The following is an 18,981-nucleotide window of genomic DNA, read 5'->3' as shown; positions in this document are numbered from 1 at the left end:
ACTTCGGTTTCAGCGCTGCATGTGAGCTGTATTGGAGCCAAGCGGGCTCCTTACCGATTTGAACAATAAGCTTAACGCTCAGTTATGAAGGACAATCCGGACACGAGCTGTCTCAATCCAAGCGCGGCACCGGCGAAGATGGCGGCAAATGTAACAGGCGCGCTGTAGGCCACAAGTGAGAAGGCGGATATGCCTTGCCCGACACTGCAGCCGACGGCGATGATCGCTCCTGGACCCATAATCGCTGCGCCCAGCATCTGCCGCTTGAGTTCACGCGGATCTTCACATGCTTCCCATCGGAAATGGCCTTTGGACCAGGATCCCAAAAATGCGCCGATGAGAACACCGGAGACTGATCCGACTGCAAAGGACAAAGTGTTCCCGGATGCTGTCATAAGGTAGAATATTGAGTCACCAAGGGGGGCGGCGAAGGTGTGAGTTTGCACCGGCTCACCGTCGAAACCATGCGTTGCAACCCAATTTGTGCCAAGCCACCCTGAAACGATCGCCAGACCAACTACTGATCCCCAAAATATCTGCGCGGGAGTGCGGCGGAAGCGCTGGTTCGCCAAGGCGGAAACCACCAGCGCAGCGCCGATAACGGAGCCAGTGATCCAAGCTGGGATGGAGGTCTGGCGTTCAGCGAGGAAGCTTATGCTCTGAGGGCCATTGAGATCCATCTCCACTGGAAAGACCCAAATCCGCAAATATGCCAGAGGCCCGGACATCACAACGTATGCGGAAAGACCCATGATCAGAACGATGACGAATGATCGAAGGTCGCCACCTCCCAACCTTGCCAGTGCGCCATAGCCGCAGTTTCCGCTGATCGCCATTCCGTAGCCGAACATGAGACCACCAACGATAGAACTGAATGGGTTCCAGGTCTGAGCAAGGTAACGCGTTCCGGCAGGGTCAAACCATCCTAACGCCATTGCCGTGTGGCTGCCGACAATCGCAACGCCGATCGCAATTGCCCACATGCGCATCCGCCGGTCATCATCTGCGTAAAGGTAGTCTTCAATTGCACCTAATGTGCAAAAACGGCCGATACGTGCGGCCAGTCCCAACACAATGCCACCGATCAAACCGATCAGGGCAACGGTATTGGCGTCTCCCAATGCTTCGAACATTGCCAGTCTCCTCCCAAAGCTGGCGGTTAATTTGGCGGCTTCTACCTTTCCCTGCAGAACAGATCGTAGACGACTTCCAGGATTTGCGTCGATCGATCATCCGCCAATCTGTAGTAGATCGTTTTCCCCTCCCGCCGGGTTTTGACCAAGCCCTCGAAGCGTAAGCGGGACAGCTGCTGAGACACCGCAGCCTGACGTGCCGAGAGCATTTCTTCCATCTGCGTGACAGATTTTTCGCCCGAGGACAGGTAGCACAAGATCATCAGGCGCCCTTCATGGCTGATTGCCTTGAGGAAACTTGACGCGGTCTGAGCATTCTCCATCATTCTGTCCATGTCTTCGGCGCACATGTCCGGAGTGAACACAGGCAGTTTCGAAGATTTGTCCAACAAGATCGCCTCGCTTTCTTAACTTCACGCATTCATAACAGTTTATTTAAAGCGCCGGAGTTTATCCAGAGGTCTCGATCAGCACCCCTGCTTCACGCAGCAGAATGCCCAGCAGCCCCCAGAAAAAATCTTCACCGGGGTAGCCTTCGATCCGGCCGGCCTCCCGGCCATCGTCCAGAAGAACAAAGGTTGGCGTGTAGTAGAGAGGACGTTCCAATGCGATGCCTTCAGGCATGGCAGCGTGGATATTGATGCGCTGAAGTGGAGCAGCGTGCCCTTCGGGTGTCTTAGGGTATATCCCTGAAATTTCAGCGTCCCAGCGCGCGCACCACATGCACCCGTCTTCTTCCGCCATCAGAAGCATCATTTCTGCCCGTGAAACCACGGGAGAAACAAGCAACGTAATTGCAAGCATCAGCAGAAATAGAGGTTGCATCTCAAGCTCCGATTGACCGCAGTGGCATATCTTTACTATTTTGAATGTGTGAATGATAGCGCGCCAGGACGGGTTTGACCATGCTCGACATAACATTTGCAGGAGCTTTAATCGCTGGGCTGTTGTCTTTCCTGTCGCCCTGCATCCTGCCCATTGTGCCGTTTTACCTCAGCTATCTGGCGGGTGTCGGGATTGATCAAATTTCTGAGGGGTCAACACTTTCCGCCGGCGTTCGTCGCAAGGCAACGCTTTCTGCCGTAGCATTTGCAGCTGGGATCATAACGATCTTCATGGCACTTGGAGCGACGGCGTCGGTATTCGGACAGTTGGTGCGGGAGTATTTCGACATCCTGCGTTGGATCGCAGCGGCCATAATCATCGGGATGGGCCTGCATTTCTTGGGGTTTATTCGCATCGGGTTCCTGTATCGCCAGTATCGTTCTGACGCCGGCGGGACATCAAACGTAAGCCTGATCGGGGCGTATGTTCTGGGATTGGCATTTGCTTTTGGCTGGACTCCCTGTGTCGGGCCGGTTCTTGCTGCGATCCTGTTTACAGCAGCCGGAACCGAGACGGCCTGGCGCGGGGCAGTGCTGCTATTCGTCTACGGTGCTGGGATGACCGCGCCGTTTGTTCTGGCCGCCTTTCTGGTCCGCCCCTTCACGCAATGGATGGTGCGGTTCAAAAAGCACTTGCCTCTCATCGAAAAGGCGATGGGCGGTTTGCTGGTGCTCTTTGGCACCCTCATCGCAACCAACTCCATCAACCACATCGCACAATGGATGCTCGACTATATGCCCTGGCTCGCGGCCATTGGATAATTGGGGAGGAAGACATGAAACGAGTTTTACCGGTATTGATCGCATGCCTGGTAGGCGGAGCACTTTCCGCCGCTGAACTGGGCGACGACGGTTTGCATAAAACGCCGTGGATGCGCGACACATTCAAAGACCTCCGAGAGGATCTTGAAGAGGCCTCAAGCGAAGGTAAGCGGCTGGTATTATTCATAGAGCAGCAAGGATGTATCTACTGCAAAAAAATGCACGAAGAAGTGTTTCCCCAGCCCGACCTGGCGGCGTTTATCGAAGAGAACTTCTTTGTTGTCCAACTGGATCTGCACGGAAGCACCACGGCCACCGACTTTGACGGGGAAGAGACTGAGCAGAGAGCGCTGATGCGCAAGTGGGGGATTCTGTTCACCCCGACGCTTGTTTTCCTGCCGGAAGAGGTGCCAGAGGCTGGCACAGCCATTGATGCTGCGGTCGCCGTAATGCCGGGAGCTTTCTCCAAGGAAACAACCTTAGACCTTTTCACCTGGGTCGACGAGAAACGATACGAAGTTGAAAATGGTGAAGATTTCCAACGGTATCATGCGCGGCGAATTCAGGAGCGCAACAATGTTTCCCAAGACTGAGCGCTGTCATTACAAATGAAAAAATTCATTATGATGAATTTATTGTTGCGACATGCTCCACTCGTCGACTACGGTACACAAATGCTTTGGGTCGCAAAGCGCCGCCGGCGTGTTAGCAAACGGGAGGGATCATGAAGCTGAGACTCTTAACATTGGTCTGCGCAATGACGGGCGCCGCCGCTTCTGCGGCAGATACAGACCCGAAAGACGTAACCTATGACGACTACGGTGCTATCGAAGCCTCTTTGACAGGCGCTACTGGCGATGCGGCAAATGGCGCGCTGATCGTTGGCGACAAGTCAAAAGGCAATTGCGTGGCCTGCCACGCGGTTTCGGCTTTGGCTGACATCCCGTTCCATGGCGAAGTTGGCCCGATGCTGGATGGCGCCGGCGATCGTTGGACCGAAGCAGAGCTTCGCGGATTGGTCGCAAACGCAAAGATGACATTCGAAGGCACGGTGATGCCTGCGTTCTACAAGAATGACGGCTATATCCGCCCGGGCGACGCCTACACCGGGAAAGCGCCAACCGAGCCTTTGACGCCGATCCTGACAGCACAAGAAATTGAGGACGTGGTCGCGTTTCTTGCGACCCTGAAAGAGGAATAACTGCGCTTTCCGGGCGTGGATTTTCGAAGATTCAAAGGAGATTGAAAATGGAACTCTCTCGCCGCGAGACACTGGCCCTAGGGCTGGGCGCCGCGTTCCTGACAATTATGCCGCTACGAGCAAATGCAGCCGCCGAAGATGCAATCGCGGCATTTACAGGCGGAGCAGATGTGGCTGACGGCGGTGTCACACTGACAGCGCCGGAAATCGCAGAAAACGGGAACACCGTGCCAATTGAAGTCAGTGCTCCGGGCGCAGCTGCAATTCTCATCGTGGCCGCGGGCAACCCTGAACCGGGCGTCGCAACATTCAATTTCGGTCCGCTGGCTGCGGAACAAGCCGCATCGACACGTATCCGTCTTGCCGGAACGCAGGATGTCATTGCCGTGGCGAAGATGGCAGATGGCAGCTTTGCCAAAGGGTCTGCGACCGTAAAAGTGACAATCGGCGGCTGCGGCGGCTAATCGCCGCGCGCCCCGAAGAACAGGAGATTAACCAATGGCATCCGGTGTAAAGCCCCGCGTCAAGGTTCCAAAGACAGCCGCTGCTGGTGAAGCCGTCACGATCAAGACATTGATCAGCCACAAGATGGAAAGCGGCCAGCGCAAAGACAAAGAAGGCAACGTCATCCCGCGTTCGATCATCAACCGTTTCACCTGCGAGTTTAACGGGGAACTGGTGGTTGATGTGACAATGGAGCCGGCGATTTCGACCAATCCGTACTTTCAGTTCGAAGCGACAGTGCCCGAGGCCGGTGAGTTTGTCTTCACCTGGTACGATGATGACGGCTCTGTCTACGATGAGAAAAAAACGATCGAGATCGCCTGACGGCTCGACCACTAAGGCAGATCAGCGCTGGTAGGAGGAAACGGCACTGATCCACCAAGGGAGGAACGTAATGAATACCAAGTCTCTTACGGCGATCGCGGCAATTCTGGTTTTCCCGGCTGCAGCGATGGCTGGACCGGATGAAGACAATCTAGTGATCAATGATGAGCTGGACATGACCTCGGTCACAGAAGCTCCGGCGCATCTGGAAAATTTGGATACGATCTATTCGGGTTGGCATTTCCGCACGGATGAAACGCAAGCGCTTCAGATCGATGATTTCGACAATCCGGCAATGATTTTCGTCGACCAGGCCTCTGACCTCTTTGAGACGGTTGATGGTGCCGCTGGTAAAAGTTGTGCCTCATGCCATGACGGGGTGGAAAGCTTTAAAGGTCTGCAGGCGTCCATGCCCAAGGTGGATGCTGAAAGCGGTAAGCTGGTGGTCATGGAAGATCTGATCAACAAGTGCCGTACGGACCACATGGAGGCTGAGGCCTGGAAATGGTCTGGTGGAGACATGCAGGGGATGGTCGCATTGATCGGTCTGCAGTCACGCGGAATGCCGATGAACGTCGCGATTGATGGTGATGCTGCCCCGTATTGGGAGCAGGGCAAGGAGATGTATTATACCCGCTACGGTCAGCTGGAGCTGAGCTGTGCCAATTGTCATGAAGACAACTGGGGCAACATGATCCGCGCCGACCACTTGAGCCAGGGTATGATCAACGGTTTCCCGACATATCGTCTGAAACAGGCCAAGCTGATCTCGCGCCACAATCGTTTTCGCGGTTGTATTCGCGATACGCGGGCGGAGACTTTCGCCGAAGGGTCAGATGAGTTCCGTGCGCTGGAGCTCTATGTTGCCTCTAGGGGCAACGGGCTTTCAGTCGAAACCCCTGCAGTACGTCAATAACGAACAACCCGCGTGGGCAATGTTCCGCGCGGGTTTTTCATCCATGTGACATTCACACATTTATATGTGTTACAAGAAAGCTGATAGATGATTTCCCGACGTGACTTTTTGCAGGTTTCAATGGCAACCTCGGCGCTGTACGGGGCGTCCGGGTTTGGCAACTGGGCCAGGCTTGCTGCGCAGCAAAGCCTAACGCAGGATCAACTGCTGGAGTTCGAGACCTTCGGAAATATCAGCGTGATCCATGTCACCGACATTCACGCGCAGCTCAAGCCGATTTTCTTCCGGGAACCTGAGATAAACCTTGGTATTGGCGATGCGCGCGGACAGATGCCGCACGTCACGGGGGCCGCGTTTCGCAAGGCCTATGGGATCGAGGACGGCAGCCCGTCGGCCTACGCGCTGACCTACAGTGATTTTGCAGCGCTGGCAAAAACCTACGGCCGGGTCGGCGGCCTGGATCGGGTGTCAACCGTCATCAACGCCATTCGTGCTGACCGTCCTGATGCCCTTCTATTGGACGGGGGTGATACCTGGCACGGTTCCTACACCTGCTACCAGACGGCCGGCCAGGACATGGTCAACGTCATGAACGCGCTGAAACCCGATGCAATGACCTTCCATTGGGAGTTCACGTTGGGCAGCGGCAGAGTTAACGAAATCGTCGAAGGTTTGCCCTTTGCAGCCTTGGGGCAAAACATCTTTGATGCCGAGTGGGATGAACCTGCTGAACTATTCCAGCCCTACAAGTTCTTTGATCGAGGCGGTGCAAAAGTCGCCGTGATCGGGCAGGCGTYTCCATACATGCCAATCGCGAACCCGGGCTGGATGTTCCCTGAATACTCATTCGGTATCCGGGATGAAAACATGCAGGCAATGGTCGATGAAGTACGCGATGCCGGCGCCGATGTCGTCGTTGTCCTGAGCCACAACGGCTTTGATGTGGATAAGAAGATGGCAGGCCGGGTTCAGGGGATAGACGTGATCCTCAGCGGCCATACCCATGACGCGCTGCCCGAGCCGGTTCTGGTGGGCAAAACGCATATCATCGCGTCGGGATCCAACGGCAAGTTCGTCAGCCGTGTGGATCTGGACGTTCGGGACGGGCAGATGATGGGGCTGAAGCACAAGCTGATCCCGGTCTTCTCTGACGTTATCGCTCCTGATCCTGCGATCACTGTCCTGATAAACGATCAGCGCGCACCTTATGAGGCGGCGCTAAGTGAAGTGATCGGCAAAACGGACTCGTTGCTCTACCGCCGCGGCAACTTTAACGGCACTTGGGATGACCTGATCTGCGATGCCCTGATCAATGAGCGTGAGGCAGATATTGCGATGTCGCCCGGCGTTCGTTGGGGGCCGTCAATCCTGCCGGGGCAGGAGATAACACGCGAAGACATCTGGAACGTCACCTCGATGTCGTATCCGAATGCGTATCGCACAGAAATGACGGGCGAATTCATCCATGTGATCCTCGAGGATGTCGGCGACAACCTGTTCAATCCAGACCCCTACTATCAGCAGGGCGGCGATATGGTCCGTGTTGGGGGCCTTGGCTACCGTATCGACGTGACCAAACCGCAAGGGCAGCGGATCAGCGAAATGACCTTGCTCAAGACAGGTGAAGCGATTGACCCGTCGAAAACCTACGTCGTGGCCGGTTGGGCCAGCGTCAACGAAGGCACCGAAGGTCCGCCGATCTGGGATGTCGTCGAAAACCATATTCGCAACCTTGGCACCGTCACGGTGCAAGAGAACACCAGTGTCGATGTAATCGGCGCCTAAGAAACCTATGGAGACCTAAGAGATATGGATGACGCGTTCAAACCGTCCCGCCGCGCCTTCCTTAAAGGCAGCGCTGCGGTCGCCGCAGGGTCAGTTGCGGGCGCAGCAGCGGCAGACACACCCGACCCACTGATAACGGAACTTCAGGATTGGGCGTCTTACACGGGTGCCGGTGTCGATGAGACACCTTATGGCATGCCGATCCGCTTCGAATCCCACGTCGTCCGCCGCAATGTGGAATGGCTCACCGCTTCTCCGATTTCGTCGATCAACTTTACACCGATCCACGCGCTCGACGGCACAATCACACCACAGGGGTGCGCCTTCGAACGCCATCATTCGGGCGCGATCGAGCTGCGCAAGGAAGACTACCGCCTGATGATCAATGGGCTGGTTGATCGCCCGCTGGTCTTTACCTACGAGGATATCGAGCGTTTCCCGCGCGAAAATCATGTGTATTTCTGCGAATGTGCGGCCAACACCGGTATGGAGTGGGCTGGTGCGCAACTCAACGGCGTCCAGTTTACGCACGGCATGATTCACAACATGGAATACACCGGCGTCCCGCTGCGGACGCTGTTGCAGGAAGCCGGTGCTGATATCTCGCCTGACAAATGGGTCTATGTAGAGGGCGCAGACGCGTCATCCAATGGCCGCTCTATCCCGATGGAAAAAGCGTTGGATGACGTGCTGGTGGCCTTCAAGGCAAATGGTGAAGCACTGCGCATGGAGCATGGGTACCCTGTGCGCCTTGTTGTGCCGGGCTGGGAAGGAAACATGTGGGTCAAGTGGCTGCGCCGCATCGAAGTGGTCGATATGGCGGTCGAAAGCCGTGAAGAAACATCAAAGTACACTGATGTTTACGCTGATGGCACGGCTCAGAAATGGACCTGGGTGATGGATGCGAAATCCGTCATTACCTCACCAAGTCCGCAAATGCCGATCAATCACGGACCGGGTCCCCTGGTCATTTCCGGACTTGCCTGGTCAGGTCACGGTCAAATAACGCGCGTCGATGTGTCCAAGGACGGCGGGATCACCTGGGAGACGGCGCGTCTTGGCAAGCAGGGCGACAGCAAGGCTTTGACGCGTTTCTATCTTGATACGAACTGGGACGGGGCGCCGATGCTCTTGCAGGCCCGGGCGATAGACGAGACCGGTTATGTACAGCCAACCAAAGACCAGCTGCGCGAAAAACGCGGAGAAAACGCGGTCTATCACAACAACTGTATCCAGACTTGGTACGTGAGCGCAGAAGGGATCGCTGAGAATGTCGAAGTCTCTTAGTCATGTTTTCCTGCCCGCATTTGGCGGCACAGCTTTGGTGCTTGCGGCAGCGGTGGCTATTGCGAACCGGAATTACGGCCAGTCGAAGATAGACACTTTGGAAACCCGGATAGGCCAGGTTGAAGCGCATGCAGCATCCGCCCTGGAAAAGGCGCAGGCGGAGGCCAGCCGAGCAGCTGAACTGGAACTCAAAGTCGAAGAAATTCAAGCTGCCGCTGCGGAACGGGTTGCAAATGGTACGAACCTGACCGCACCCGCGCCCAGCCGCGATGGCACTTATGGGCTTGGACGTGCTGCACTGGAGGAAGAGATCGCGGCCTGGGACGTTGACGTCTTGCCTGACGGGCGCGGTTTGCCGGTTGGGTCGGGCGACGTTTGGACTGGAGAAGAAGTGTTTGTGGACCGGTGCGCGTCCTGTCATGGCGAGTTTGCCGAAGGTGCCGACAATTGGCCTGTTCTGGCTGGTGGTTTTGACACGCTCGCCGACGAAGACCCTGTCAAAACCGTCGGGTCCTATTGGCCGCATTTGTCGACTGCGTGGGATTACATTTCCCGCTCAATGCCATTTGGCGAAGCGGGCACGCTTACCGCGGATGAGACCTACGCAATTGTCGCCTACATCCTTTATTCCAATGATCTGGTCGACGACGATTTCGTTCTCAACAACGAAAACTTCGCCGATTTCGAGATGTACAATAAGGATGGCTTTGTCGTCGATGTCCGGCCCGAAACAGAGTACGCGGAATGGCGGGAAGAGCCTTGCATGGAAAAMTGCAAAACAGAGGCCGCCGTTACGATGCGTTCTGTCTTTCTGGTTGAGACGCCGCCAGAAGGCGGTTCGACCTCGGTCATGAATGAAGCCGGCGTGGACGAGTTGCCGACGTTTACGGCGGCAGGGTCCTCGTTCATTCCAGCCGCAGCGCCAAAGCCCGGGGAAGAGGCCGCTGCAACACCGGCCGTTCAAGAAACCGGAGAGACTGGCCAGCAGGCGGACCTTGCCGCCGCCGGGGAAAAAGTTTTCAAGAAGTGCAAGTCCTGCCATCAGGTCGGTGACGGTGCAAAGGACGGTACCGGGCCGGCGCTGAACGGGGTTATCGGGGCCAGCGCAGGATCGGTTGAAGGGTTCAAATACTCCAAGGCTATGAAAGCAGCTGCCGAGGCTGGTCTTGTTTGGACCGAAGAAGAAATGGCGGCCTTTCTGACAAAGCCCAAAGACTACATGAAAGGCACGCGAATGTCTTTCGCGGGACTTAAGGAACCAGACGATATTGAAGCCGTGATCGTCTACCTGAAGTCGTTCGGAAGCTGATCATGCGGCGGTCGTTCATTCTAACCTGTGCAACGGTTTTGGTTTCGATCGCCCCATTGACCCGCGCCGCCGAAGACCTCGGCGACCCCGAAGCAGGGAAGGTTGTGTTCGCCAAATGCAAAGGGTGTCATCAGGTCGGCGAAGGAGCCGAAAACAAAATCGGGCCGCATCTGAATGGCATCTTTGGCCGGAAGGCCGCAGGGCTCGACAGGTTCAACTATTCCAAGAGCCTTGCGCGCGCGGGAAACTCGGGTCTGGAATGGCACGCTGACACTCTGTCCGCATATATCGAAAACCCTCGTGCATTCGCGTCAGGCACCAGGATGAGCTTTCGCGGTTTGAAAGACCCGAAAGACCGCGCCAACGTGATCGCCTATTTGCGAGAGTTTTCTGACAACCCCCGGGATATCCCGGAAGCGGATCCCACTGCGACAGGCACGGATCACTCCGTCGATCCTGCGATTTTGGCGATTCAGGGGGATCCTGAATACGGCGCATATCTCAGCAGCGAATGTACAACATGCCACCAGATCGAAGGCGGCGATGAGGGTATTCCTTCGATTGTGTATTGGCCTGACGAAGACTTCGTAGTCGCCATGCACGCTTACAAAGACAAACAGCGGCCGCATCCGGTCATGCAAATGATCGCCGGACGCCTGAGCAATGACGAGATCGCGGCATTGGCCGCCTATTTCAATAATCCACAATGACAGAGCCTGACGGGAGGAAACGCGATGACACTCAATAGACGAGTATTTCTTGGAGCGACCGGGGCGGTGGCGGCAGGGCTGTCAGCACCAATGGTGCTGGCTCAAGGCAAGCCCCGGGTCGTGGTTGTCGGCGGCGGAGCGGGCGGTGCAACTGCCGCGCGTTACATTGCAAAGGACAGCAAGGGTGAGGTCGACGTGACGCTGATCGAGCCGTCGCGGGTCTATTACACCTGTTTCTTCTCAAACCTTTATCTGGGAGGGTTCCAGGAGCTATCGGACATCGCCCACAGCTATGGCACGCTGGCTGCAAACTATGGCATCAATGTCGTGCATGATTGGGCCACAGGAGTTGACCGCGATGCCAAGACGGTTTCCTTGGCCGGCGGCGGGTCCGTTCCGTATGACAAGCTGATCCTGAGCCCGGGTATCGACTTTGTCGAAGGCGCGGTCGAGGGCTGGAACATCTCATCGCAGAACAAGATGCCGCATGCGTACAAAGCCGGATCCCAGACCGAGCTACTGAAAGCGCAAATCATGGCAATGCCCGAGGGCGGTACCTTTGCGATGGTCGCCCCTCCGAACCCGTACCGTTGCCCACCCGGACCCTATGAGCGGGTTTCAATGGTTGCGCATGTACTGAAGGCGAACAACCCGACAGCAAAGATCATCGTGGCAGACCCGAAACCGAAGTTTTCCAAGATGTCATTGTTCCAAGAGGGTTGGGCCAACCACTACGAGGGAATGGTTGACTGGATCGGCGAAGATTTCGGCGGCGGTACTGTATCCGTAAACCCGGATGCAATGACGGTGACCATCGACGGCGAAGAGACAAAGGTCGACGTCTGCAACGTGATCCCTGCTATGAAAGCGGGCCGCATAGCGGAAATGGCAGGAGTGACCGATGGTAATTGGGCACCCGTGAATGCCGCGGATATGTCCTCCAAAGCCGATCCGGACATCTACGTTCTTGGTGACGCCAGCCAGCAGGGTGACATGCCGAAATCCGGATTCTCGGCCAACAGTCAGGCAAAGGTATGTGCAAACGCCGTACGTGGTGCGTTGACCGGGTCAAAAGTATTCCCGGCCAAGTTCTCGAATACGTGCTGGTCGCTTATCGACACCGACGACGGTGTAAAGGTTGGCGCGACCTATGAGGCGACACCTGAGAAGATCGCCAAGGTGGATGGCTTCATCAGTCAGACAGGCGAAGATGCGGATTTGAGAAAGGCGACTTACGAGGAGTCTCTGGGTTGGTATGCGGGGATCACCTCAGACATGTTCGGCTGAGAATTGCTGGGGTTTTGACCGGTGTCAAAGCCTCCGGCACTTAATCTGAGAAAATTCGGTTCTGGAGGTGGGCTAAACCATGAAACACTTTATCGCAGCGACCGCGTTCTCCGCCGTTTTTGCAAGTCAGGCACTTGGCGGGGACGTCATCACCTCCCCCTTCGATGGCAGCTTTGAAGATGCCGCTTTCGCGGTCGAGTCCGCGATTATTGGGCAGGGGCTGGTCATCGACTATGTGAGCCATGTTGGCGAAATGCTGAACCGAACAGGCGCAGATGTCGGCAGCGACAAGCAGATATTTGCAGCCGCAGACATCTTCATTTTCTGCTCGGCAAAAATCTCGCGCGAAGTGATGGAAGCCGACCCGATGAATATAGGCTTCTGCCCTTACGGGATCTTTGTCGCCGAAGACGGCAATGGCGTGATGGTGGGATACCGAAGCTATCCTGACGGGCCAATGCAAAAGGTCCAGACCCTGTTGTCCGGGATTGTAGAAGAAGCCGTTGGCAACTGAAATGAACTATCAGCAGTTTTTCCGCGATCAACTCGGCCAGCTTCAAGAGGACGGCAACTACCGGGTCTTTGCGGATCTCGAAAGGCAGTGCGGTCAATTCCCGGCAGCGCTCAGTTACACGGAAAATGGTCCAGAGAACGTCACTGTCTGGTGCTCAAATGATTACCTTGGCATGGGTCAGCACCCAAGTGTTCTTGCAGCAATGCACAAGGTGATTGATGAGTGTGGTGCAGGGGCGGGTGGAACCAGGAATATCTCTGGAACGACCCACGAGCATGTTTTGCTGGAACAAGAACTTGCTGATTTGCACAGAAAAGACGCGGCATTGCTGTTTACGTCCGGTTACGTGTCGAACTGGGCTGCCTTGGGAACCTTGGCGTCCCGCATTCCTGGCATCACGGTCCTGTCTGACGAGTTGAACCACGCCTCGATGATCGAGGGTATTCGGCACAGCCGTTGTCAAAAGCGGATCTGGAAACACAACGATGTGGCGGACCTTGAGAGGCTCCTTGCAGAACTTCCAGCCAATGCACCTAAGCTCATTGCGTTCGAAAGCGTCTATTCCATGGATGGCGACATTGCACCAATTGCCGAGATCTGTGATCTGGCCGACCGCTATGGCGCGATGACCTATTTGGATGAGGTTCACGCCGTAGGGCTTTATGGACCGCGCGGCGGTGGCATTGCCGAACGCGAAGGCCTGATGGATCAGCTAACTGTCATCGAGGGGACATTGGGCAAAGCATTCGGCGTAATTGGTGGATATATCGCGGCGTCGAAAGAGCTTGTCGATTTTGTCCGGTCCTTTGCCAGCGGGTTTATCTTTACCACTGCCTTGCCTCCGGCCGTGGCCGCAGGTGCAGCGGCTTCGGTAAGGCATCTGAAGCATAGCAAAATGGAGCGGAATCTGCTCCAGCAGCGTGTGCGCGAGGTTCGAGACAGGCTGGACGGTCTGGGTATTCCGCATACGCCGAACCCAAGCCACATCATTCCGGTCATGGTCGGCGATCCGGTCAAGTGCCGCTTCATCTCTGATGTACTGATGCGCGACTATGGAATTTACATCCAGCCGATCAACTTTCCAACCGTTCCCAAGGGTAGGGAACGCCTGCGGATAACACCGTCCCCAGTGCATTCCCCTGAAGACGTGGACCGGCTGGTAGCTGCATTGGGTGAACTGTGGACGCAATGCAAACTGGCGCGAATGCCATTGGCCGCGCAATGACAACTTGACCGAAGACAAGGACGCACACGCAGCAAAGTGAGAATTTCTGATCATGGAGGGGCTCATTGATCTGTTGGGAGACCCGGGCGCCTTGGCATTTGCCGGTACGCTCGTCGGTATCTTGTTCGGCGCAGCGGCACAGAAGTCCCGCTTCTGTCTGCGGGCGTCGACCGTCGAAGTCGCCGAAGGCGAGCTTGGTCCCCGCCTGGCGGTTTGGCTAATTGCCTTCACTGCGGCGCTCACCTTGGTACAGGCGCTGGTTGCGTTTGAGTTTTTAGACCTTTCCGAGGCACGCGCAATCGCGTCGGCGGGCAGCCTGAGCGGCGCGGTGATTGGTGGGGCAATGTTCGGCGTCGGTATGGTTCTGGCGCGTGGGTGTGCATCTCGCCTGTTGGTGTTGGCCTCCTGCGGTAACCTGCGCGCCCTGATTACAGGACTGGTTTTAACCTTGGTGGCTCAGGCCGCTTACACGGGCGTTCTTGCTCCTGCCCGCGAATTGCTTTCCGGGATCTGGACTGTCTCAGGAGGCGCTTCGAGAGACCTTTCGGAAATACTTAGATTTTCGCCAGCGGCATATTCAGCCGTTGCAGCGTTGGGATTGGTGTCGGCAATTGCGTTCGCGTTCTACCGGAAAGTCGCGCCTACCAGGATCATAACGGCCGCAGGGGTTGGCGTGTCGGTGGCGCTCGGCTGGTTGATCACATTTGCCATCGCGCAAGCTTCTTTTGAAGTCGTGCCGGTATCTTCCGTCACGTTTACCGGACCAGCTACGGATACACTAATGGCGTTGGTTGCAGAGCGAAATGTTGTGTTATCCTTCGGTATCGGCCTTGTTCCAGGCGTAGCAATTGGTGCCGCAGGTGCAGCCATAGTTGCAGGGGAGTGGAGGATCGAACGGTTTGGCCCGGATACTCCGATGGAACGCTACCTTGTTGGAGCTGTCCTCATGGGGTTTGGGGCCATGCTGGCAGGAGGTTGCGCTGTGGGCGCAGGGCTTGCAGGAGGGTCGGCCCTGTCATTGACCGCATGGCTCGCCGTTTTCTTTATGTGGGTTGGGGCAATCAGTACGCATAGGTTATTGAAGCGAATACCGGTTCCGCAGCATCCCTGAGTTACTCGAATTCCATCTGTTCGAAAACGCGCCCGGCATTTTTTGTTGCCAGCTCCTCAAACGTGTCCAGATGGGCAAAAGGAGATTGATCAACATAGTACGCTTCAGCCAGATCGCCGCCCGCATCCATATGCTCTTGGATCTTACCGCGCAGATAGACCAGGTAGTCGCGTGTATAGCGGCGTACCTGATCCATGTTCGTCGGGTGGCCGTGTCCGGGGATGACATACGTGGCACCTAAAGCCTCGAACTCGTTGTCCCAGGTTTCAAGCCATTCCGCCGTATAGGTCTCCTGAAAGATCGGCAGCATGCGCTCGTGAAACGCCATGTCACCCGCAATGACCAAGCTTTGGTTCGGCAACCAGATCGAGATATCGCCGGGACTGTGGGCAGGCCCGAGGTATCTCGCCTCAATCCGGAATTCGCCCATCTCGACCACGTATTCACTATCGAATGTCTCGGTCGGGCCAGCCAGGAAGGTTCCTTCGGCCTTGTCCTGATTGTACCGCTGCATTCCCTCCAGAATTTGCTGGCCGTATTCCTCGAATTCAGCCGCCGCATCCGAATGGGCGATGATTGGAATGCCGAGCTCTGACCAGTAGGCGTTGCCAAGCATCGCGTGCCCCTGACCATTCTCGTTGAAGACGAGCTTGACTGGCTGATCAGTGATTGCCTGAATTTCCCGGTGAAGCGCTTGCGCCAGCACATAGGCTGCGCCGCCATTTATGACGACCACGCCCTCGCCGGTTACGATGAAACTGAGGTTGTTGTTGTGACCAGAATTTTCGTAGGTCGGCGGGGCAGTTGCGCCAATGGCTGAGTAGACGCCAGGGATGTACTCGACCGGTTTGGAATACAAAACGCTTTGCGGGTATTGGTCTGCAATATCCTCGCTTGCCCAAGCTGGTGCGGCCAAGGCCAAGGCAATAGCCAGCGATCGCATCATTATGGTTCTCCAATGAATTTGTACGCAGAGCCAGTCTTTTCGACCCGGCCGATTCCACCATTCGGCAGATGAAAACCAATGATTTTCATTTGCTCGTGGGAAATCTGATCCAACAGCGAGTTCCGGGTTGCTGCGGCAGATTTAGGATCCTGATCCGTACCGCTGTGCCAGTCGGGCCGTTCAAAAGCCACGTGCGGATTTCCCAACGCGTCACCGACCAGCATCACGGATGCACTTCCGTTGCGAATTTCAAACGCCATGTGGCCAGGTGTGTGCCCATAACTTGCACGGGCGGCAATACCAGGAAGGATCTCTTGCCCGTCATCAAAGAATGCGACTTGATCCTCAACGGCTGCCATCCGCCTCTTCGCGCCCACAGCGAATGCAGCGCGATCTTCCCCTATCGTATCCACCGTCGAAGGGTTCCACCAGTAATCCCACTCTTTACGGCCAAAGTGATGTGTCGCGTTGGGGAAAAGCAGGTCGTCGAAGTCATCCAAAACGCCCCAGACGTGATCCGGGTGCGCATGGGTGAAGATCACGTGCGACACGTCTTCGGGCGACAGGCCGGTTGTTTCAATAGTTTCCAGAAGCTTGCCGGATGTCGGCATGAAATCTGGCCCGGCTCCCACGTCGAATAGCACCGTGTTTTCACCATCACGGTAGAGTGCCAAGTTGCACTCTGGCTCGTACTTGGCCGCGTCCACCTGATTGCGGTTCAAAAGCTGTATAAGCTCGTCTTTCGGCATGGAACCGAAGACCATCTCGGGTGGCAAGGTCAGATGCCCGTCCGACAAGGTTGCAATCCGGGCTGATGGGCCGAGTTGCAACTCTGCCCGCACCGCATTGGTCTGAGCTCCAAGTGCCGCAAAACACGCGGCGTTATACAAGAAAGTGCGTCGTGAGAGTTCATATCCGCCCATACAAAATCAATAAAATGAATATTTTTATTTGTAAACAGCGAAACAGAGGAGTTAGTCGTAAAACCGCTTTTCAAAAGATCATAGTGCGACTTGGTCTAACGCTGGCATCAACCTTTGAAACCTTATGTTTCAGCCCGCAATCGAAGGCTTTGCCGCACAGCTTCGACATTTGACGAGTGCGGGATCGTGCGCTTGAAGCGAACGACCGGTTCGGAGACCCTAACAGGCAGTCAGAAATCCTGCACATTTTCACCTAAGCCCGGTCCGCTGCTCTTCAGTGCCTGCGCGAATGTCACAGACTCATATTGACAAAACCGGGTTTTTAGTTATTTTTTCCTGATGACTATTTCGAGCTCTAACGCACGCGCTCTTGCCGCCCTCGGTCACGACGCCCGCCTGGCCATCTTCCGTCTGCTTGTGAAAGCCGGGGAGGACGGGCTGCGGGTCGGCGACATCGCCGAACATCTGGGCTTGGCGGCCTCCACCCTTGCACATCACCTTTCAACGCTGGTCGATGCGAGGCTAGTGGTGCAGGAAAAGCGCGGGCGCGAAGTGTTCAACCGGGTCGACTATCCCGTCATGCTGTCTGTCGTGAACTTTCTGACGTCGGAATGCTGCGCGGGTGTGACTCTGACGGCAAAGGAGGAGACCGCTTGAGACGCAGGCGGCCTTTTCTTGGATTAAAAGAAACTACAAAACTGGTGGTTTAGAAATGACTAGCACAACCGAAAACACCCCAAGGCCCGGCAACGCCGTCTGGCAGTTCGCTAAGAACCAGCGCGTCTGGGCGGCCTCCGCGGCCATCCTTCTGTTGCTGGCCCTGTTCGATCCGGCGCAATCTGCAGGCAGCGCAACCTTCGCGGGTGCGGCCCTCGCCCATACGGCGCCATACCTGCTGTTTTCCATTGCCGTCGCAGCATGGGCCGGAGCAACCGGTGCGGACAATCTGGTGGCAAAGGCCTTTACCGGCTCGCCGCTCCTGATGATCGCCCTTGGGGCACTGGCTGGCGGACTGTCACCGTTCTGCTCCTGCGGAGTGATCCCGCTGATTGCGGCGCTTTTGTCTATGGGTGTGCCGCTGTCCGCCGTTATGGCGTTCTGGCTGGCCTCGCCGATCATGGATCCGTCAATGTTCTTCCTGACCGCCGGCGTGCTGGGTGTCGAGTTCGCAGTCGCCAAAACCCTTGCGGCCGTTGGCTTGGGTCTGTTCGGCGGCATCACAGTCCATCTGCTGAGCCACGGCGGCGCCCTGCAGGACCCGCTGCGCGACGGTGTCGGCAACGGCGGCTGCGGCGGCTCGAAAATGCGTGCGCCAAAGCCGGTGGTCTGGAAATTCTGGCACGAGTCGGAGCGCCGGGCAAAATTCGCCACGACCGGCTGGACCACAACCCTGTTTCTGGCCAAATGGCTGCTGCTGGCCTTCATCCTGGAAAGCCTGATGCTGGCCTGGGTTCCGGCAGAGACCGTGACCTCGACGCTGGGCGGTGAAGGCCTGCTGCCGATTGTCACCGCAACGCTGGTCGGTGTTCCTGCCTATCTGAATGGCTATGCCGCTCTGCCGCTGGTCGGTGGTCTGATCGAGCAAGGCATGGCACCCGGAGCTGGCCTTGCCTTCCTGGTTGCCGGTGGCGTCACCTCGATACCTGCCGCCATGGCCGTTTGGGCCCTGGCAAAACCCAAGGTCTTTGCCCTTTACCTCGGCCTGTCGCTCTCCGGTGCCTTTGCCGTGGGCCTGCTCTACCAGTTCTGGCACGCAGTCTGATCTAATACCGGCTAGGGCGCCGTCTCTGCTCGGGCCGGGCCCTACGCATCAAGCGTAAAGCCCCCCGCAAGGCTGAAAGAAAGAGAAAACTTATGACACGCAACACTGGTTTTCTGGGAAGGCGCGACTTTCTGAAAACAGGCGCTACATGTAGTGAATTGCATTTATCCGGCGCTCGGATTGCAAACATCCCGGATTCTCGCGCGAATTATTTGACGCTATCCAGGGTGCCAAACTCACATTATCTGCGAATGAGATCAGATTATGTGCGACGGGATTGCAATCATCCGCCCCGGATCACATTACGTGCGAACGGCATGCGAGCTGAAGAACACAGAGCGGATGCAATCGCAGCAACTGCCGTTCGCTGCACAGGCCATGAGCACGAAAGATGCGGG

The 18,981-nt window shown here is 56.3% G+C and carries 21 protein-coding genes; 16 read left to right on the top strand and 5 right to left on the bottom strand.

Annotated features, from left to right (window positions below):
* Positions 1 to 71: 71 nt before the first annotated feature.
* The 3 genes from A9D60_RS18070 to A9D60_RS18060 form a co-directional block, all read right to left on the bottom strand.
* On the bottom strand, positions 72 to 1,133 hold the full coding sequence (locus A9D60_RS18070) for a YeeE/YedE family protein (protein ID WP_065268877.1): 1,062 nt from the start codon (positions 1,131 to 1,133) through the stop codon (positions 72 to 74).
* Positions 1,134 to 1,174: 41 nt separating this feature from the next.
* Positions 1,175 to 1,483, bottom strand: coding sequence for an ArsR/SmtB family transcription factor (locus A9D60_RS18065; RefSeq protein WP_065268876.1), 309 nt, complete (start codon positions 1,481 to 1,483; stop codon positions 1,175 to 1,177).
* A 100-nt stretch (positions 1,484 to 1,583) separates the two neighbouring features.
* Positions 1,584 to 1,958: a hypothetical protein gene (locus A9D60_RS18060; RefSeq protein ID WP_065268875.1), complete on the bottom strand. Its 375-nt coding sequence runs from the start codon at positions 1,956 to 1,958 to the stop codon at positions 1,584 to 1,586.
* 80 nt (positions 1,959 to 2,038) lie between these two features.
* On the opposite strand from A9D60_RS18060, the gene A9D60_RS18055 reads away from it, so the two are divergent.
* The 14 genes from A9D60_RS18055 (at position 2,039) to A9D60_RS17990 (ending at position 14,952) form a co-directional block, all read left to right on the top strand.
* A complete protein-coding gene (locus A9D60_RS18055; RefSeq protein ID WP_065268874.1) occupies positions 2,039 to 2,779 on the top strand; it encodes a cytochrome c biogenesis CcdA family protein in 741 nt (246 codons plus the stop codon).
* 14 nt (positions 2,780 to 2,793) lie between these two features.
* A complete protein-coding gene (locus A9D60_RS18050; RefSeq protein WP_065268873.1) occupies positions 2,794 to 3,372 on the top strand; it encodes a thioredoxin family protein in 579 nt (192 codons plus the stop codon).
* 131 nt (positions 3,373 to 3,503) lie between these two features.
* Complete coding sequence (gene soxX / locus A9D60_RS18045) at positions 3,504 to 3,980, top strand: sulfur oxidation c-type cytochrome SoxX (protein WP_065268872.1); 477 nt, start codon at positions 3,504 to 3,506, stop codon at positions 3,978 to 3,980.
* A 47-nt stretch (positions 3,981 to 4,027) separates the two neighbouring features.
* On the top strand, positions 4,028 to 4,444 hold the full coding sequence (gene soxY, locus A9D60_RS18040) for a thiosulfate oxidation carrier protein SoxY (RefSeq protein ID WP_065268871.1): 417 nt from the start codon (positions 4,028 to 4,030) through the stop codon (positions 4,442 to 4,444).
* 34 nt (positions 4,445 to 4,478) lie between these two features.
* The gene (soxZ, locus tag A9D60_RS18035; RefSeq protein ID WP_065268870.1) at positions 4,479 to 4,808 is read left to right on the top strand and encodes a thiosulfate oxidation carrier complex protein SoxZ; all 330 of its coding nucleotides are present in this window, start codon (positions 4,479 to 4,481) and stop codon (positions 4,806 to 4,808) included.
* Positions 4,809 to 4,878: 70 nt separating this feature from the next.
* Complete coding sequence (gene soxA, locus A9D60_RS18030; protein ID WP_065268869.1) at positions 4,879 to 5,724, top strand: sulfur oxidation c-type cytochrome SoxA; 846 nt, start codon at positions 4,879 to 4,881, stop codon at positions 5,722 to 5,724.
* An 87-nt stretch (positions 5,725 to 5,811) separates the two neighbouring features.
* Positions 5,812 to 7,509 (top strand): thiosulfohydrolase SoxB, encoded by a 1,698-nt coding sequence (gene soxB / locus A9D60_RS18025; RefSeq protein WP_065268868.1) that lies wholly within the window; start codon positions 5,812 to 5,814, stop codon positions 7,507 to 7,509.
* A gap of 24 nt (positions 7,510 to 7,533) precedes the next feature.
* Positions 7,534 to 8,796 (top strand): sulfite dehydrogenase, encoded by a 1,263-nt coding sequence (soxC, locus tag A9D60_RS18020; protein WP_065268867.1) that lies wholly within the window; start codon positions 7,534 to 7,536, stop codon positions 8,794 to 8,796.
* Complete coding sequence (locus A9D60_RS18015) at positions 8,780 to 10,105, top strand: c-type cytochrome (protein WP_083194254.1); 1,326 nt, start codon at positions 8,780 to 8,782, stop codon at positions 10,103 to 10,105. The genes soxC and A9D60_RS18015 overlap by 17 nt, the downstream gene beginning before the upstream one ends.
* A 2-nt stretch (positions 10,106 to 10,107) precedes the next feature.
* Positions 10,108 to 10,815, top strand: a complete 708-nt coding sequence (locus tag A9D60_RS18010) for a c-type cytochrome (RefSeq protein ID WP_065268866.1) — start codon at positions 10,108 to 10,110, stop codon at positions 10,813 to 10,815.
* 24 nt (positions 10,816 to 10,839) lie between these two features.
* The gene (locus A9D60_RS18005; RefSeq protein WP_065268865.1) at positions 10,840 to 12,102 is read left to right on the top strand and encodes an NAD(P)/FAD-dependent oxidoreductase; all 1,263 of its coding nucleotides are present in this window, start codon (positions 10,840 to 10,842) and stop codon (positions 12,100 to 12,102) included.
* Positions 12,103 to 12,181: 79 nt separating this feature from the next.
* A complete protein-coding gene (locus A9D60_RS18000) occupies positions 12,182 to 12,616 on the top strand; it encodes a DUF302 domain-containing protein (RefSeq protein ID WP_065268864.1) in 435 nt (144 codons plus the stop codon).
* A gap of 1 nt (position 12,617) precedes the next feature.
* A complete protein-coding gene (gene hemA / locus A9D60_RS17995) occupies positions 12,618 to 13,841 on the top strand; it encodes a 5-aminolevulinate synthase (protein ID WP_065268863.1) in 1,224 nt (407 codons plus the stop codon).
* Between the two features lie 52 nt (positions 13,842 to 13,893).
* The gene (locus A9D60_RS17990; RefSeq protein WP_368072353.1) at positions 13,894 to 14,952 is read left to right on the top strand and encodes a YeeE/YedE family protein; all 1,059 of its coding nucleotides are present in this window, start codon (positions 13,894 to 13,896) and stop codon (positions 14,950 to 14,952) included.
* 1 nt (position 14,953) lies between these two features.
* Here A9D60_RS17990 and A9D60_RS17985 read toward each other — a convergent pair whose 3' ends face one another.
* Both A9D60_RS17985 and A9D60_RS17980 read right to left on the bottom strand, forming a co-directional pair.
* Positions 14,954 to 15,898 carry an MBL fold metallo-hydrolase gene (locus tag A9D60_RS17985; RefSeq protein ID WP_441295065.1) on the bottom strand — a complete coding sequence of 315 codons (945 nt, stop codon included), beginning with the start codon at positions 15,896 to 15,898 and terminating at the stop codon, positions 14,954 to 14,956.
* A complete protein-coding gene (locus tag A9D60_RS17980) occupies positions 15,898 to 16,821 on the bottom strand; it encodes an MBL fold metallo-hydrolase (protein ID WP_083194253.1) in 924 nt (307 codons plus the stop codon). Before A9D60_RS17980 ends, A9D60_RS17985 begins: the two co-directional genes overlap by 1 nt.
* Positions 16,822 to 17,160: 339 nt before the next feature.
* Between A9D60_RS17980 and A9D60_RS17975 the strand changes: the two genes are divergently transcribed.
* Positions 17,161 to 17,478, top strand: a complete 318-nt coding sequence (locus A9D60_RS17975; protein ID WP_065268860.1) for an ArsR/SmtB family transcription factor — start codon at positions 17,161 to 17,163, stop codon at positions 17,476 to 17,478.
* A gap of 55 nt (positions 17,479 to 17,533) precedes the next feature.
* Positions 17,534 to 18,583, top strand: a complete 1,050-nt coding sequence (locus A9D60_RS17970) for a permease (RefSeq protein ID WP_065268859.1) — start codon at positions 17,534 to 17,536, stop codon at positions 18,581 to 18,583.
* Positions 18,584 to 18,981: the final 398 nt, after the last annotated feature.

Source organism: Leisingera sp. JC1 (assembly GCF_001679925.1).
Classification (GTDB): domain Bacteria; phylum Pseudomonadota; class Alphaproteobacteria; order Rhodobacterales; family Rhodobacteraceae; genus Leisingera.
This window is presented reverse-complemented; position numbering and strand designations above follow the sequence as displayed.